At 62.3% G+C, this 16,928-nt stretch carries 16 protein-coding genes; all 16 read left to right on the plus strand.

Features of this window, described 5'->3' with window-relative positions; genetic code table 11:
• Positions 1–2 precede the first annotated feature (2 nt).
• The 16 genes from BLQ58_RS22690 (at position 3) to hemE (ending at position 16,639) form a co-directional block, all read left to right on the plus strand.
• Positions 3–893: an N-formylglutamate amidohydrolase gene (locus tag BLQ58_RS22690; RefSeq protein ID WP_029051203.1), complete on the plus strand. Its 891-nt coding sequence runs from the start codon at positions 3–5 to the stop codon at positions 891–893.
• 245 nt (positions 894–1,138) lie between these two features.
• Positions 1,139–3,094, plus strand: coding sequence for a tRNA uridine-5-carboxymethylaminomethyl(34) synthesis enzyme MnmG (mnmG, locus tag BLQ58_RS22695; RefSeq protein ID WP_029051298.1), 1,956 nt, complete (start codon positions 1,139–1,141; stop codon positions 3,092–3,094).
• Entirely contained in the window at positions 3,095–3,802 is a 708-nt protein-coding gene (gene rsmG, locus BLQ58_RS22700) for a 16S rRNA (guanine(527)-N(7))-methyltransferase RsmG (protein ID WP_029051309.1), read from the plus strand. It begins immediately after the preceding gene.
• 76 nt (positions 3,803–3,878) lie between these two features.
• Positions 3,879–4,652 carry a ParA family protein gene (locus BLQ58_RS22705; protein WP_029051308.1) on the plus strand — a complete coding sequence of 258 codons (774 nt, stop codon included), beginning with the start codon at positions 3,879–3,881 and terminating at the stop codon, positions 4,650–4,652.
• A gap of 32 nt (positions 4,653–4,684) precedes the next feature.
• Positions 4,685–5,578, plus strand: coding sequence for a ParB/RepB/Spo0J family partition protein (locus tag BLQ58_RS22710; RefSeq protein WP_029051307.1), 894 nt, complete (start codon positions 4,685–4,687; stop codon positions 5,576–5,578).
• Positions 5,579–6,055: 477 nt separating this feature from the next.
• Positions 6,056–6,541 (plus strand): ATP synthase subunit I, encoded by a 486-nt coding sequence (locus BLQ58_RS22715; RefSeq protein WP_092602229.1) that lies wholly within the window; start codon positions 6,056–6,058, stop codon positions 6,539–6,541.
• 284 nt (positions 6,542–6,825) lie between these two features.
• On the plus strand, positions 6,826–7,695 hold the full coding sequence (gene atpB, locus BLQ58_RS22720; RefSeq protein WP_029051305.1) for a F0F1 ATP synthase subunit A: 870 nt from the start codon (positions 6,826–6,828) through the stop codon (positions 7,693–7,695).
• 62 nt (positions 7,696–7,757) lie between these two features.
• A complete protein-coding gene (gene atpE, locus BLQ58_RS22725; protein WP_008650162.1) occupies positions 7,758–8,024 on the plus strand; it encodes a F0F1 ATP synthase subunit C in 267 nt (88 codons plus the stop codon).
• A 105-nt stretch (positions 8,025–8,129) separates the two neighbouring features.
• Positions 8,130–8,600 (plus strand): F0F1 ATP synthase subunit B, encoded by a 471-nt coding sequence (locus tag BLQ58_RS22730; RefSeq protein WP_029051304.1) that lies wholly within the window; start codon positions 8,130–8,132, stop codon positions 8,598–8,600.
• A gap of 2 nt (positions 8,601–8,602) precedes the next feature.
• A complete protein-coding gene (locus BLQ58_RS22735; RefSeq protein WP_029051303.1) occupies positions 8,603–9,145 on the plus strand; it encodes a F0F1 ATP synthase subunit delta in 543 nt (180 codons plus the stop codon).
• 39 nt (positions 9,146–9,184) lie between these two features.
• On the plus strand, positions 9,185–10,726 hold the full coding sequence (atpA, locus tag BLQ58_RS22740; RefSeq protein WP_029051302.1) for a F0F1 ATP synthase subunit alpha: 1,542 nt from the start codon (positions 9,185–9,187) through the stop codon (positions 10,724–10,726).
• 71 nt (positions 10,727–10,797) lie between these two features.
• Positions 10,798–11,673 carry a F0F1 ATP synthase subunit gamma gene (gene atpG / locus BLQ58_RS22745; RefSeq protein ID WP_029051301.1) on the plus strand — a complete coding sequence of 292 codons (876 nt, stop codon included), beginning with the start codon at positions 10,798–10,800 and terminating at the stop codon, positions 11,671–11,673.
• Positions 11,674–11,706: 33 nt separating this feature from the next.
• A complete protein-coding gene (atpD, locus tag BLQ58_RS22750) occupies positions 11,707–13,110 on the plus strand; it encodes a F0F1 ATP synthase subunit beta (protein ID WP_029051300.1) in 1,404 nt (467 codons plus the stop codon).
• 129 nt (positions 13,111–13,239) lie between these two features.
• Positions 13,240–13,656, plus strand: a complete 417-nt coding sequence (locus BLQ58_RS22755) for a F0F1 ATP synthase subunit epsilon (RefSeq protein WP_029051299.1) — start codon at positions 13,240–13,242, stop codon at positions 13,654–13,656.
• Between the two features lie 820 nt (positions 13,657–14,476).
• Entirely contained in the window at positions 14,477–15,433 is a 957-nt protein-coding gene (locus BLQ58_RS22760) for an alpha/beta hydrolase (RefSeq protein WP_092602231.1), read from the plus strand.
• Between the two features lie 102 nt (positions 15,434–15,535).
• Positions 15,536–16,639 carry a uroporphyrinogen decarboxylase gene (gene hemE / locus BLQ58_RS22765; protein ID WP_092602398.1) on the plus strand — a complete coding sequence of 368 codons (1,104 nt, stop codon included), beginning with the start codon at positions 15,536–15,538 and terminating at the stop codon, positions 16,637–16,639.
• Positions 16,640–16,928 lie beyond the last annotated feature (289 nt).

Here is a 16,928-nt window from a genome sequence, read left to right on the forward strand (position 1 = left end):
CCATGACGACGTTCGATACACCGTACCGGGCGGTACAGGGCGATGCGCCTGGCGGCCCCTATACGCTAGCATCGCCGGAAGGGTTGCCGCTGCCGCTGGTCTGCGATTCGCCACATAGCGGCGTCTATTATCCGGCGGACTTCCAGGCCGCCGTCCCCTTGGCGCGACTCCGCGGGGGCGAGGATACCCACATCGATACGCTGTGGTCGGCTATCCCCAAGGTGGGCGGCACGCTGATCGGGGCTACGTTCCCGCGCGTCTATATCGATCCGAACCGGATGCTGGAGGACCTGGACCCGGAACTGCTGGATGCGCCGTGGCCCACACCGCTGTCTCCCGGCGAGAAGACGCGACTGGGCTATGGGCTGATCTGGCGGAAGCTCGACGCGGCCACGCCCATCTATGACCGCCAGCTGTCGGTGGCTGAGGTACAGAACCGGATCACACGCTACTACCGCCCGTACCACGCGGCGCTGGCCGAAGCCGTGGAGACGGCGTATCAGCAATTCGGCGCGCTCTGGCATCTGAACCTGCATTCGATGCCGAACAATGCCTACGAGCGGCTGAAGATCAATAGCCCGCGTCCGTTGGCGGACTTTGTGCTGGGCGACCGCGATGGCACGACCTGCGAGCCCGGCATCGTCGATCTGGTGGAGCGGGAGCTGAAGTCCATGGGCTACACAGTGGCGCGCAACGACCCCTACAAGGGCGTGCAGCTGATCGCCAAAATCGGGCGCCCCGCCGAGCGGCGCAACAGCCTGCAGATCGAGATTCGTCGCCCGCTATATATGGATGAGGCGACCAAGGCGCCGAACGAAGGGTTCGAGACCTTGCGCCGCGATCTGGCCACGCTATCGGCGCGCATCGCCAACTACATCCGCAGCCAGATCTGATCCATGTTTCACGTGAAACACTGGCGCTAAGGAGAGGCCCCGTGCAAGCGGGGCCTTTTCTTTTTGTCCCGAGTTGTCCACAGGAGGAAGGCGAGTGTTTCACGTGGAACACACTAGCCATTCGCCGAGTATCTTCCGCGCCATGTTTCACGTGAAACATCGCCGAGGGCAGAGTCCGCCCAACGAATGCCGCTATAATTCGACATCCCGAATTTTCCCGCCCAGCCTCCCGGAGGAGGTGTCCCATGCTTTACCCGAAAGAATTCGACGTCATTGTCGTCGGCGGTGGTCACGCCGGCACCGAAGCTGCCCTCGCCGCCGCGCGCATGGGCTGCCAGACGCTGCTGCTCTCGCACAACATCGAGACGTTGGGGCAGATGAGTTGCAATCCGTCGATCGGCGGCATTGGCAAGGGGCATCTGGTGAAGGAAGTGGATGCCATGGGCGGTGCGATGGCCGCAGCCACGGACGAGGCCGGTATCCAGTTCCGCATCCTTAACTCCAGCAAGGGCCCCGCCGTGCGGGCTACGCGGGCGCAGGCCGACCGTGTGCTGTACCGTAAGGCGATCCGGACTCGCCTGGAAAACCAGCCGAACCTGATGCTGTTCCAGCAGGCAGTCGATGACCTGATAGTGGAGGGCGACCGCGTGGTGGGTGCCCGTACCCAGGCAGGCATCGACTTCCGCGCCCGGGCTGTAGTGCTGACGGCGGGGACGTTCCTCGACGGCAAGATCCACGTGGGGCTGGATAACTACACCGGCGGCCGTGCGGGCGATCCGGCAGCCGTATCGCTGTCGGCACGCCTGAAGGAATTGAAGCTGCCGCAGGGTCGGCTGAAGACAGGTACGCCGCCGCGTATCGATGGCCGGACCATCGATTTTTCCGTCATGGAAGAGCAGCCCGGCGACCTGGACCCGGTGCCGGTATTCTCGTTCCTGGGCCGCCCTGAGCAGCATCCCCAGCAGTTGCCGTGCTGGATCACGCATACCAACAGCCGTACCCACGACATCATTCGGGGCGGTCTCGATCGCTCGCCGATGTACACCGGCGTCATCGAAGGGGTAGGGCCGCGCTACTGCCCAAGCATCGAGGACAAGATTCACCGCTTCTCGGGCAAGGAAAGCCATCAGATTTTCCTTGAGCCAGAAGGGTTGACCACCAACGAGTTCTACCCGAACGGCATCTCCACAAGCCTGCCGTTCGATGTGCAGTTGGACCTCGTGCATTCGATCCGAGGTATGGAGAACGCGCACATCCTGCGCCCAGGCTATGCCATCGAGTACGACTACTTCGACCCGCGCGGCCTGAAGGCATCGCTGGAGAGCAAGGCCATCCAGGGACTGTTCTTCGCCGGTCAGATCAACGGCACGACCGGCTATGAAGAGGCCGCAGCGCAAGGGCTGCTGGCGGGTATCAATGCGGGATGTTTCGTGCGCGAGCGCGACGCCTGGACCCCGCGCCGCGACCAGGCATACCTGGGTGTGCTGGTCGATGACCTGATCACCCGGGGCGTAACCGAGCCGTACCGGATGTTCACGAGCCGCGCCGAATTCCGCCTGAGCCTGCGCGAGGACAACGCCGACATGCGCCTGACCGAAGTCGGCCGCGAACTTGGCGTCGTGGACGATGTACGCTGGGATGCATTCAACCGCAAGCGTGACGCTGTTTCACGTGAAACAGAGCGCCTGAAATCGACGTGGGTCAATCCGACGCTGCTGCCGGAAGCCGACGCCGTCCCGCTGCTCGGCAAGGCGATCGAGCGTGAATACTCGCTGGCCGATCTGCTGCGTCGTCCGGAAGTCCGCTACGAGGCACTGGTAGCCCTGCAGGACGGTCGCTACGCACCGGAAACGCCGCTTGCCGACGATGCCATGCTGGCCGAGCAGATCCGCGAGCAGATCGAGATCGGCATCAAATACCACGGCTACATCGCGCGGCAGGCTGCCGAGGTAGACAAGCTCGGTGCCAACGAGGCTACCAAGCTCCCGCTGGACTTCGACTACACCGAGGTCCGTGGCCTGGGATTCGAGGTCAGCCAGAAGCTGAATCAGCACCGTCCGGAAACGCTGGGCCAGGCGTCGCGGATTTCAGGCATCACGCCGGCGGCGATCTCGCTGCTGCTGGTCCATCTGAAGAAGAAGGGCATGGGGCGTACAGCGCAGACGAACGGTAAGGCCGGTGACGGTCAGGAGGCTGCCTGAGTGGGTGGCTTCCGATACACCGTGGTCGACGAGGCCGCCCAGCGCCAGCGCCTGGAGGCCGGGCTCGGAGCCATCGGCCTGGCACTGGCGACTGCCCAGATCGAGACGCTGTTTGCGTACCTGACGCTGCTCCGCAAGTGGAACAGCGTCTACAACCTCACCGCGATCCGTCATCCCGACGAGATGCTGACCCACCACATGCTCGATTCGCTGGCGGCGGTTCCTGCGCTGGCCGAAGCCGCGCGCAGCTCCGCCGTACCTGACGCGGCGCGGGGCAGGGTGCTGGACGTGGGCTCGGGGGGCGGCATGCCGGGCATGCCGCTGGCCATCACTTGTCCCGATGTTTCGGTGCTGATGGTGGATATCGTTCAGAAGAAGACGGCGTTCCTGACGCAGTGTCGCGCACAACTGCACCTGACCAACGCCGCAGCCCACTGGGGCCCGGTGGAAAAGATCGAGGATGCCAATGGCTATGCGGTGATTACGTCGCGCGCATTTGCGGAGCTGACGGACTTTGTGAACCTGTCCGGGCACCTGCTGGCGCCGGGCGCCAAGCTGCTCGCCATGAAGGGTGTTTATCCCCAGGCCGAGATCGACCGGATGGAAGCCGCCGGGTTGATGCAGACATGGCAGGTGGAATCGGTGCCGAAACTGGTCGTTCCAGGCTTGGATGCGGAACGGCATCTCGTAGTGCTATCGCGGCGTTGAATTCGCTGGTTTAGAATTTGGTAAGTGTTATTCGTCGTATGAATACGAAGACACGCACAGGGAGCTGCAAGCGCATATGGCCAAGGTATTCGTGATTGCAAACCAGAAGGGCGGCGTCGGCAAGACCACCACTACGGTGAATCTGGCCGCCGGTCTGGCCGCGCAGGAGCAGCGCGTGCTGCTGGTCGACCTGGACCCCCAGGGCAATGCCTCGATGGGTTCGGGTATCGACAAGCAGTCGCTGGAACATAGTGTGTACCAGGTGCTGGTGGGCCTGGCATCCGTGCAGCAGGCAACCCGTCGGTCCGAGTCGGGCCGCTACGACGTGCTGCCGGCCAATCGCGAACTGGCCGGTGCCGAAGTCGAGCTGGTGGAGCTTGACCAGCGCGAGCGGCGCCTCAAGCAGGCGCTGGCCGAAGTGGACGACCAGTATGACTTCGTGCTGATCGACTGCCCGCCGTCGCTGTCGCTGCTGACGTTGAACGGCCTGTGTGCCGCGCATGGCGTGATCGTGCCGATGCAGTGCGAATACTTCGCGCTGGAAGGGCTGTCCGACCTGGTCAACACGATCAAGCAGGTGCATGCCAACCTGAATCGCGAACTCAAGGTGATCGGCTTGCTGCGGGTGATGTTCGACCCGCGCGTGACGCTGCAGCAGCAGGTGTCGGCGCAGCTGGAGGCCCACTTCGCGGAAAAAGTATTCAAGACCGTGATTCCGCGCAATGTGCGGCTGGCCGAGGCGCCGTCATATGGCATGCCGGGCGTGGCATTCGATGCGTCCTCGAAGGGCGCCAAAGCGTATCTCGATTTCGGCGCGGAAATGATTGCGCGCGTACGCCAGCTCGGTTGAGCGGCACGAACAGACAGGGAAGGGTGGCGAGCATGGTGACCGCTAAGAAGAAGGGTCTGGGCCGGGGACTGGAAGCACTGCTCGGCGGGCCCGCCGAGATTGTCGAAACCGCGAAGCAGGAAGGTTCGCCGTCGGTACTGGGCGTCAATCAGCTCCAGCCGGGCAAGTACCAGCCGCGCACCCGCATGGACGAAGGCGCGCTGCAGGAACTGGCGGCGAGCATCCGCGCGCAGGGCCTGATGCAACCGATCCTGGTGCGCCGCGTGGCCGAACCCGATCGGTACGAGATCATCGCCGGCGAACGCCGATTCCGCGCCTCGAAGCTGGCGGGGCTGGACAAGGTGCCGGTGCTGGTCAAGGACGTGCCCGACCAGGCCGCCGCCGCGATGGCGCTGATCGAGAACATCCAGCGCGAAGACCTGAACCCGCTGGAAGAGGCGCAGGGCATCATGCGTTTGATCCGGGAATTCAGCTTCACGCACGAACAGGCGGCCGAGTCGGTGGGCCGCTCGCGCAGTGCGGTATCGAACCTGCTGCGATTGCTGAACCTCGCGTCGCCGGTGCAGACCATGCTGATGGCCGGCGATCTCGACATGGGGCACGCGCGTGCGTTGCTGGCCGTGGACGGCGCCAACCAGATCACGCTGGCCAACCAGATCGTCAACAAGCGGCTGTCGGTCCGCGAAACCGAGAAACTCGTCGCGTCGACGCTGAAGCCGTTCGACCTGAAGTCGCTCAAGCAGAAGCAGGGCAACGGCACACGCGATGTGGCGCGGCTCGAAGAGGAACTGTCGGACACGCTGGGGCTGGCGGTGCAGATCAAGCTCGGTGCACGCGGCAAAGGTCAGTTGACCATCCACTTCACCAGCAACGACGCGCTCGATGGCGTGTTGATCCGTCTTCGCGAACCGGCCGCCAGCGCCTGATAGCGGCAAACGCCGCCAGACGTAGGCTCCTCTATACGTTTACCCGGTATACGGCAATCGTTTTACCGATGAAATTGTCGGGCTGTCGGTATCACGCGACAGCCCGCCGCTCATGCACCGTGTCGTGGCATGAATCTGCGCGATAACCGCACGGCCTCCAGCCGATGACCTTTCGGAATGCACGCCCTAAGCGGCGCTAACGATGGCCGATTCGCCATCATGCGCGCGATGGCGGGCGCAATCCAATTACGTTACGCATCATTGGCGCGCAATTTCGCACCATCCATCATGAACGCGTGATAGCAACCGTTGTGCGAAATTCACTGCAAGCTAACTGAAAGCAGATTGACGCGTGTCGGCGATTGCTAATAGAATCGTGCGGTTTGAATTCTGGCCGGACGCGAAAAAGTTCCGGCCTGGAACGAGGCTAGGCAGGTGGTGGTACGAGACCGTCAGCAGGAAAAATCGCAAGCCGGTATGGCATCCCGCGGCAATCATCGAGACGATGGTTGGCGTGATGACTGGGATGATAGCGCCGCGCGCGAAGATGAAGCTGTCGATCCGCTGTCGCATGCCGAAGCGGTGAAGCTGCTTGGCGAGCGCGCATTGCGTCCGTCGCGCATGACGCCGGGAAAGGTCGTGCTGGCGCAGGTCATCGTGACGCTGTTGTCCGCTACTGCCTGGGCGGTGTTCGCGCAAGCGCATGCACCGTCGGGCTGGTCGGCCTTCTTCGGCGGCATGGCGTGTTTCGTCCCCAGCGGCTTCTTTGCGCTGCGTCTGTATATGTCGCGCAAGCAGCCGTCGGTCGGCGGCCTGGTGGCCGGCGAAGCGATCAAGGTCTTCGGCACGATGGCACTGCTGGTGCTGGTGATCGTGCTGTACCGGGATCTGCGCTGGGTGCCGATGCTGGTCACGTTCCTGTTGGCGCTCAAGACTTATTGGGTGGCGCTCGCGGTCCGCTAGGCGGAGATACGCGGATCCCGTCGCCCTTGGCAATGCATGAAGCAGAGCCACGGCGTGGGGTTCGGTCTCAGATGAGGCACCCATCCGGAATATCAAGTGGTTTTACGCGCAGGGCGTCACAACCGTGAAGTGCTGCGTGAGTAAGGTTTTGCCCAGAACAATAGCGCGGGCTTGCCCAGGCGGTGACCGGTCATGTGACCGAAGGCTAAAGCAAGACGCATACCGGGCGACCGCCAAAGCGGTTGCCGGAAACAAAGATTTCGCAATATACCGATCGTTTCGACATGTCAGCTGAAGCTACTCAAGGCGCTGGGCACACGCTCACACCCTCAGGCTATATCGCCGAACACCTGCAGAACTTTAATTCGGTCGGCGGCAAGCAGCATTCCGTCGTCGATTTCAGTGTCCTCAACTACGACACCGTGTTCTGGTCGGTGCTGTGCGGCTTCATCGCCGTGCTGTTCCTGTACATGGCCGCGCGCCGTGTCACGGCTGGCGTACCGGGCCGCTTCCAGGCCTTCGTGGAAATGATCGTCGAGATGGTCGACGACCAGGCCAAGGGCATCATCCACGGCGACCGCTCGTGGATCGCTCCGCTGGCGCTGATGGTGTTCTGCTGGATCACCATGATGAACGCGATCGACTTGATCCCCGTGGACTGGGTCACCGGCCTGAACAACGTGCTGGGCATCTTCCACATCCATCTTCCGCACCACCGCGCGGTGGCCACGGCCGACCTGAACGGCACGCTGGGCATGTCGTGCTCGGTTCTGGTGCTGATGATCTACTACAGCTTCAAGATCAAGGGCGCGGGCGGCTTCATGCACGAGCTGTTCTCGGCCCCGTTCGGCGCAAAGTGGTACCTGGCCCCGTTCAACCTGATCCTGAACATCATTGAATTCCTGGCCAAGGCCGTGTCGCTGGGCATGCGGTTGTTCGGCAACATGTACGCCGGCGAACTGGTGTTCCTGCTGATCGCGCTGCTGGGTTCCATCTGGACGTTCAGCGCCGACCTCTCGGCACTGGGCTTCATCGGGCACGTGGTTGCCGGCACCGTATGGGCCATCTTCCACATTCTGATCGTACTGCTCCAGGCATTCATTTTCATGATGCTGACGCTGGTGTACATCGGCCAGGCTCACGATCACCACTGATTTTCCGGTTCTTCGTTTTTTGGTTTTTTGGTTCTAAGTCTCTCTAAATTAAAGGAGTCATCATGCAAGCATATCTCGCCAACATCCAGGGTCTGACCGCAATCGGTATCGGCATCATCATCGGTCTGGGCGCTATCGGCGCCTGCCTGGGTATCGCCCTGATGGGTGGCAAGTACATCGAAGCCTGCGCACGTCAGCCCGAACTGATGAACCCGCTGCAAACCAAGATGTTCCTGCTGGCTGGCCTGATCGACGCTGCATTCCTGATCGGTGTGGGTGTTGCAATGCTGTTCGCCTTCGCCAACCCGCTGCTGTCGGTCATTCAGTAAGTCTTTTCGGTCTGCATGATGCTGACGGGCGGCGCAGGCCTCAGTCCGATGGCCTGGCCGCCCTTGTGCATTTATCTGTAGTTTGATTACCGAAAGGAACACACCATGAATCTGAACGCAACGTTTTTTGCGCAGATGGTCGTGTTCTTCATCCTGTGGTGGGTTGTTGCCAAATTCATTTGGCCGCCGCTGGTGAAGGCGCTCGACGAACGCGCAAAGAAGATCGCCGATGGCCTCGCCGCTGCCGAAAAGGGCAAGGCGGAGCTTGAACTCGCCAACAAGCGTGTGGACCAGGCCATGGCCGAAGCCCGCACCGAAGGCGCACAACGCGTGGCCGACGCTGAGAAGCGCGCCCAGGCCGCCGCTGACGAGATCAAGCAGAACGCCCAGGCAGAAGCCGCACGCATCATCGCCCAGGCCAAGGCCGAGGCAGAGCAGCAAGTGACCCGCGCCCGCGAAACGCTGCGCGACCAGGTCGCCGTGCTTGCCGTGAAGGGTGCAGAGCAGATCCTCAAGCGTGAAGTGAACGCGCAGGTGCATGCAGACCTGCTCAATCAACTCAAGGCTGAGCTCTAATCATGGCTGAAACCGCAACCATTGCCCGTCCCTACGCTGAGGCGCTGTTCCGCGTCGCGAGCGAAGCCGGTGCAGGCAACCTGGGTGCATGGTCTGAACTGGTGTCGGAGATGGGGCTGATTGCCGCCAACCCCGACATGCAGGCGCTCGCCACCGATCCGAACGTCCCGGGCGACAAGCTCCAGGAATTGTTCCTCTCGGTGCTGAAGAGCCCGGTGAACGATGAAGCCCGTCGCTTCGTCAACCTGCTGGTGGAGAACAACCGCCTGACGGTGCTGCCGGAAGTCGCCGAACAGTTCCATGCGCTCAAGAATGCCCGCGAGGGTTCGTCCGACGTCGAGATCACCAGCGCATTCCCGCTGGACGATTCGCAGACGAAGGAACTGGTCGCCGCACTCGAACGCAAGTTCGGTCGCAAGCTGTACGCAAAGGTGGCGGTGGACCCGTCGCTGATTGGCGGCGTGAGCGTCAAGGTCGGCGACGAAGTGCTCGACACCTCCGTGCGCGCGCGCCTGGCTGCCATGCAAGCCACGCTGACCGCCTGACCGCAACGGCCGACGGATTGAAGAATTAGGAGCATTGTGATGCAACTGAACCCCTCAGAAATCAGCGAGCTGATCAAGTCCCGCATCTCGGGTCTTGGCGCCGACGCTGAAGTGCGCAACACCGGCACGGTGATTTCCGTGACCGATGGTATCTGCCGCGTGCATGGCCTGTCCGGCGTGATGCAGGGCGAGATGCTGGAATTCCCGGGTAACACGTTTGGCCTGGCACTGAACCTCGAGCGTGACTCGGTGGGTGCCGTGGTGCTGGGCGATTACGAACACATTTCGGAAGGCGATACGGTCAAGTGCACCGGCCGCATTCTGGAAGTGCCGGTTGGTAAGGAACTGCTGGGCCGCGTGGTCAACACGCTGGGTCAGCCGATCGACGGCAAGGGCCCGATCAACGCCAAGGAAACGGACGTGATCGAGAAGGTGGCACCGGGCGTGATCGCACGTCAGTCGGTGAGCCAGCCGGTCCAGACCGGCCTGAAGTCGATCGACGCGATGGTGCCGATCGGCCGTGGCCAGCGCGAGCTGATCATTGGCGACCGCCAGACCGGCAAGACCGCCGTGGCTGTCGATGCCATCATCAACCAGAAGGGCAAGGGCGTCTTCTGCGTGTACGTGGCAATCGGCCAGAAGGCTTCGACGATCTCGAACGTTGTGCGCAAGCTCGAAGAGCACGGCGCCATGGAATACACGATCGTCGTGGCCGCATCGGCCTCCGACTCGGCCGCCATGCAGTATCTGGCTGCCTACGCCGGCTGCACGATGGGCGAATACTTCCGCGACCGCGGCGAAGACGCGCTGATCGTTTATGACGACCTGACCAAGCAAGCCTGGGCCTACCGCCAGGTGTCGCTGCTGCTGCGCCGCCCGCCGGGCCGTGAAGCCTACCCGGGTGACGTGTTCTACCTGCACTCGCGTCTGCTGGAGCGCGCAGCCCGCGTGAACGAAGACTACGTGGCCAAGTTCACGAACGGCGCCGTCACCGGCAAGACCGGTTCGCTGACCGCGCTGCCCGTGATCGAAACGCAGGCCGGCGACGTGTCCGCGTTCGTTCCGACCAACGTGATCTCGATTACCGACGGTCAGATCTTCCTGGAAACCGACCTGTTCAACGCCGGTATCCGCCCCGCTATCAACGCCGGTATTTCGGTGTCGCGCGTGGGTGGTGCTGCACAGACGAAGGTCATCAAGAAGCTGTCCGGCGGTATCCGTACCGACCTGGCCCAGTACCGTGAACTGGCTGCGTTCGCGCAGTTCGCCTCGGACCTGGACGATGCCACCCGCAAGCAGCTGGAGCGCGGCCGCCGCGTGACGGAACTGCTGAAGCAGCCGCAATACCAGCCGCTGCAGGTGTGGCAACTGGCCGCGTCGCTGTATGCCGCGAACAATGGTTTCCTCGACAACGTCGACGTGAAGGACATCCTGCCGTTCGAAAAGGGCCTGCACGACCATCTGAAGACCAAGTTCGCCGACCTCGTCAACCGCATCGAAGATACCAAGGATCTGTCGAAGGACGACGAAGCCGCCCTGCGTGCAGCGATCGAGGATTTCAGGAAGTCCGCCGCGTTCTAACCGCGTGATTCCACGGACCGCGCCGTAGCTGCCGCAAGGCATGCGGCGCGGCACGAATGGAGAGGAAAGATATGGCCGGAACGAAAGAGATTCGAACCAAGATCAAGAGCGTGCAGAACACGCGAAAGATCACCAAGGCGATGGAAATGGTCGCCGCATCCAAGATGCGCAAGGCGCAGGAACGGATGCGCAACGCCCGTCCGTACGCTGAGAAAGTGCGCAATATCGCAGCGCACCTGGCCACCGCCAACCCCGAGTTCAAGCACCCCTTCATGGTGGCACGCGATGTAAAGCGCGTCGGCATGATCGTGGTGACGACCGACAAGGGTCTGTGCGGCGGCATGAATACAAACGTGCTGCGAGCCGTGACCAATGAACTGAAGACCCTGCAGAACCGCGGCGTGGACGTGCAAGCGACCGCGATCGGTACCAAGGGCATGCAGTTCCTGGGTCGCATCGGCGCCAAGGTGGTCTCGAACGTGGTGCACCTCGGTGACACCCCGCATCTGGAAAAGCTGATCGGCGCGATCAAGGTCCAGCTGGATGCCTTTACCAACGGCGAAGTCGACGCGGTGTACCTGGCTTATACCCGGTTCATCAACACGATGAAGCAGGAGCCGATGGTCGAGCAACTGCTGCCGCTGGCCGCAGACAAGCTGAGCCAGACCGAAGATGAAAAGCGCGCCTACTCGTGGGATTACATCTACGAGCCCGACGCCCAGACGGTTGTGGAAGAGCTGCTCGTCCGCTACGTCGAGGCGCTGGTGTACCAGGCCGTGGCCGAGAACATGGCGTCGGAGCAATCCGCACGCATGGTGGCCATGAAGGCGGCTTCCGACAACGCCAAGAACGTGATTGGTGAACTGCAGCTGGTCTACAACAAGACCCGCCAGGCAGCGATCACGAAGGAACTGTCGGAAATCGTCAGCGGCGCAGCTGCGGTCTAAGGCGTCAAGAATTCAAGCTATCGGAGATACGAAATGAGTATCGGAAATATTGTGCAGTGCATTGGCGCCGTGGTGGACATCGAGTTCCCGCGCGACGCAATGCCGAAGGTGTACGACGCACTCGTGCTCGAAGAGGGCAACGACAAGTCGTTCGCCGAGAAGGGTCTGACCTTCGAAGTGCAGCAACAGCTCGGTGACGGCGTGGTGCGTACCATCGCCCTGGGTTCGTCGGACGGCCTGCGCCGTGGCATGTCGGTGAAGAGCACCGGCGCCCCCATCTCCGTGCCGGTTGGCCACGGTACGCTGGGCCGCATCATGGACGTGCTGGGTCGCCCGATCGACGAAGCCGGCCCGATCGCCGCTGATGAAAAGCGCGCGATTCACCAGAAGGCACCGAAGTTCGACGAACTGTCGCCCTCGGTTGACCTGCTGGAAACCGGCATCAAGGTGATCGACCTGGTGTGCCCGTTCGCAAAGGGCGGCAAGGTGGGCCTGTTCGGTGGCGCCGGCGTCGGCAAGACCGTGAACATGATGGAGCTCATCAACAACATCGCCAAGCAGCACAGCGGTCTGTCGGTGTTTGCCGGCGTGGGCGAGCGTACCCGTGAAGGGAACGACTTCTACCACGAAATGAAGGACTCGAACGTGCTCGACAAGGTGGCCATGGTGTTCGGCCAGATGAACGAGCCGCCGGGCAACCGTCTGCGCGTGGCGCTGACCGGCCTGACGATGGCCGAGCGTTTCCGCGACGAAGGCCGCGACATCCTGTTCTTCGTCGACAACATCTACCGCTACACGCTGGCTGGTACGGAAGTGTCGGCACTGCTGGGCCGTATGCCTTCCGCCGTGGGCTATCAGCCGACGCTGGCTGAAGAAATGGGCAAGCTGCAGGAACGTATCACGTCGACGAAGACTGGCTCGATCACGTCGATCCAGGCCGTGTACGTGCCTGCCGATGACTTGACCGACCCGTCGCCAGCTACGACCTTCCTGCACCTGGACTCGACCGTCGTGCTGTCGCGTGACATCGCCGCGCTGGGTATCTACCCGGCCGTCGACCCGCTCGACTCGACCTCGCGCCAGCTGGATCCGCAAGTCGTGGGCACGGAGCATTACGAAGTGGCCCGCCGCGTTCAGCAGACCCTGCAGCGTTACAAGGAACTGCGAGACATCATCGCGATTCTGGGCATGGACGAACTGTCGCCGGAAGACAAGCTGGCCGTGTCGCGCGCTCGTAAGATCCAGCGTTTCCTGTCGCAGCCGTTCCACGTGGCCGAAGTGTTCACGGGTTCGCCGGGCAAGTACGTGCCGCTGAAGGAAACCATCCGTGGTTTCAAGATGCTGGTGGATGGCGAGTGCGATCACCTGCCGGAACAGGCCTTCTACATGGTCGGTTCGATCGACGAAGCCTTCGAGAAGGCCAAGAAGCTTCAGTAAGCGGCGTCTTTCGCCTTTGCGCCAACAGGTGGCCGCCGTGCTCCGGCACGCGGCCGCGGCCGGCGCGAAGGCGAAGACCGTGCTTCCTGATTTGCGGGAAGCCAACGCTTTCTGGAGAAAGGATCTTATATGGCAACCATTCTTGTAGACGTCGTCAGCGCGGAATCGTCGATCTTCTCCGGTCAGGCGAAATTCGTGGCGCTGCCGGGCGAGACGGGTGAGCTGGGTATTCTGCCGGGCCACACGCCGCTGATCACCCGCATCCAGCCGGGTGCGGTGCGCATCGAGAAGGAAGACGGCAGCGAGGAATTCGTGTTCGTTGCTGGCGGCATTCTTGAAGTGCAGCCTCAGCACGTGACTGTCCTGGCCGACACCGCCATCCGCGGCAGCGACCTGGACGAAGCCAAGGCGCAGGAAGCCAAGCGCGCCGCAGAGGAATTGATGCAGAACCAGAGCAGCGATCTCGACCTCGCTCGCGCCCAAAGCGAGCTGGCCGTGGCCGCAGCACAACTGGCTGCTATCGCCCGTCTGCGTCGTAAGAAGTAAGCAACTCCCTGCAGTCGCCACGCTGTTGTTTTTTCGGCGTGGCAAATGAAAAAGGCAGCCAATCGGCTGCCTTTTTTTCTTCCGGACGCTATATTTCGTTGCCTGGACCACAAAAAAAAGCGCGCGGGCCGGGGAGGCTCCGCGCGGACGGGAAAATCCCTTCGAGGGGTCAATTCGAAGGAACGGGTTCGGTCCAGGTTTCACTTACAAGCGCAGCGGAACTTCTTGTCCGCATTATCGGCGAGTTTCCAATCATCGGAACCTCAAGCCGCGCGCTACAGGTCTTCCTGGTGTCCGGATCAGTCGATGTTGCTCGGCTGGTCCGGATAAATCGGGGAACTGCTCAGGCTTTCTTCCACACCCCTCATTTTTCAAGGCTTTAGCGGCGGGGGTGCCTCACACCAAGCTCAGGTCTGTCAATGCATTGTGGGGGAAACTTCTTGGGATGGCAGTAACAAAATGTATCCTTTTGCAAGAAGATGAAAGCCCGCGACCGAGAAATCCGGCGTTTTGAACACTTTTATTCGTTTTTGAAAGCGTTTTCACGACACCGCCTGGCAATTTCTTTAGTCGATAATGTTAAGACATTGTGAGCGTAGTGTACTGAATGCATTACGTTTTTTCGGCTGACGCTTAATACGCTCCCCACTTTCGAGGGATGTCCGAAATGCATCCGTGAATATTGTGTTCGCTGGCGCATTCAGCGTTACGATTCGAAACGGTTCCAAGTGCACATTCAGACGCTATCAAAGAGACCCCGGCGTAGGCGTCGCTGCCGCTACACTGGCGCACGTTCGTCATTCCCCTAGATTTCCCCGCCATGGCCATCGATCCCCAGTTGCAAGACTATTACCGCCGGATGGCGGAAGTGTATGCCGGCCAACCCCCTGCCCAGAGTCCCATCGAACGCCGTGCGCGTTTCGAGGACGTGGCCGCGCGCTCGCAGCTGCCGGACCCCGATGGGCTTGCGATCACCGAGATCGGGCTGCCAGTGGGTGGCGCGGTGCTGCCCGTGCGGCTGTTCCGACCCGTGGATGCCGACCGCCCACGCCTGATCGTCTATTTTCACGGGGGCGGCTGGGTCGTCGGCTCGCCTGACACGCACCACACGGTGGCAGTACTGCTGGCCGCCGATACGGGCTGCGCAGTGGCCAGCGTCGACTATCGGCTGGCGCCTGAGCATGCATTTCCCCAGCCCTGCGACGACGCCATCGCAGCGGTCCAGTGGCTTGCCGATGCACGCGAACGCCTGGGCTTCGCGCCGGAGTTCCTGGCTGTCGCCGGTGACAGCGCGGGAGGCCACCTGGCCGCGGTTGCGGCCCGGCATCTTAACGAGGCTGCCGGCCGTCACGTGGTCAACGCCCAGTTGCTGATCTACCCCGTAGCCGCGCCTGTGCTGACGACCGAGAGCTACCGGGCCTTTGCCGATGGCCCAGGCCTGACCCGCGACGAAATGGCATGGTTCTGGACCCAGTACATCGGCGCCGATGCCCTGGCGCTTGGCGCCGCGCATACCGACCCGCGCATTCACCTGATGGCCACGCCGCCGCGCCATCTGCCGCCGGCCAGCGTGGTCATCGTGGCTTCCAACGACGTGCTGCGCGACGATGGCCTGGCGTACGCCGATTTCCTGGTGCGCCACGATGCGCCCGTAGTCACGATCGAGGCCAGCGGCATGACGCACGGTTTCGCGCGGCTCCAGCCCGATGCGCCGCGAGCGCGCGAATGGATGCGGCGCGCGGCGCAGGCCTTTGTCGCCGCGTTCGACGAAATCTGAAATACGCGTGCCGGAAGCTGCGGCGGATATGACGGCCATCAGTCCTCGGAGCGGCAGGTGGGGTCGGCGTTCCCGTAGAATGGCGGTCTTACGAGGATGACCATGACCGTACTGCAGAACGACACCTTCCTGCGCGCGCTGCGCCGGCAACCCACCGAATACACGCCGCTCTGGCTGATGCGTCAGGCTGGCCGCTATCTGCCCGAGTACAACGCCACGCGCGCACGCGCCGGCAGCTTCCTGGGGCTGGCGAAGAACCCGGCGTATGCCACGGAAGTTACGCTGCAGCCGCTGGACCGTTATCCGCTCGATGCCGCGATCCTGTTCTCGGACATCCTGACCGTTCCAGACGCCATGGGCCTGGGCCTGTCGTTTGCCCAGGGCGAGGGCCCGCGCTTTGCCCACCCGCTGCGCACCGAAGCCGACGTGGCCAAGCTGGCCGTGCCGGACATGTCGTCGCTGCAGTACGTCTTCGACGCGGTCAGCGAAATCCGCCGTGCCCTGGTGCAGGATGGCGCCCAGCGCGTGCCGCTGATCGGATTCTCGGGCAGCCCGTGGACGCTGGCCTGCTATATGGTCGAGGGCGGCGGTTCGGACGACTTCCGCACCGTCAAGGCCATGATGTACGGTCGGCCCGACCTGATGCACCGGATCCTGGAAATCAACGCGCAAGCCGTTTCCGCTTACCTGAACGCCCAGATCGACGCTGGCGCGCAGGCCGTGATGGTGTTCGACACCTGGGGCGGCGCGCTAGCCGACGGCATGTACCAGACCTTCTCGCTCGCCTATATGCGGCGTGTGTTGCAGGGTCTGAAGCGCGAGCACAACGGCCACCAGATTCCGGTCATCGTGTTCACGAAGAGCGGCGGCATCTGGCTGGAGCAGATCGCGGCGATCGGGCCCGATGCGATCGGGCTGGACTGGACGGTCAACCTGACCCAGGCGCGCCGTCGCACAGAGGGCAAGGTTGCGCTCCAGGGCAACATCGATCCCACCGTACTGTTTGCGCCGGAAGCGGCAATCCGCGATCAGGTGCGCGGCGTGCTCGACAGCTACGCGGCAGCCGGCGGCAGCGATGGCCATGTCTTCAACCTCGGACATGGCATTTCGCAGTTCACGCCACCGGAAAACGTCTCCGTGCTGGTAGACGAAGTGCACAGCTACAGCCGTAAGCTGCGCAGCGCAGAGGTTGCACCTGCCGCCTGACCAGGCAGTTACCTCGCGACGCAACGATGTGATGCGTATCTGCCCCGCAGTGTCGCGGCAGGCGCAGCGCGCGTCCTGTCAAGTAAACTATTTAGCGATATTTCGCCAAAAAGGTGCCAGGGGCTTGCTGTCAAGGCTTGACTTATGCACACCGATAGGTTTGCGGCACTGCACGAGCGGGTAACCCCTTAACTCAGTTGGGGGGTGCTTGCAAGTCCTTGATTCATAAGGCTTTGAATGTTCTGCAAAGGTGGTTGCAAGGGCGATGAAAGCCTTGTGTCAAGCGCCT

It is taken from the genome of Ralstonia sp. 25mfcol4.1, from assembly GCF_900104095.1.
In the GTDB taxonomy this organism is placed as follows: domain Bacteria; phylum Pseudomonadota; class Gammaproteobacteria; order Burkholderiales; family Burkholderiaceae; genus Cupriavidus.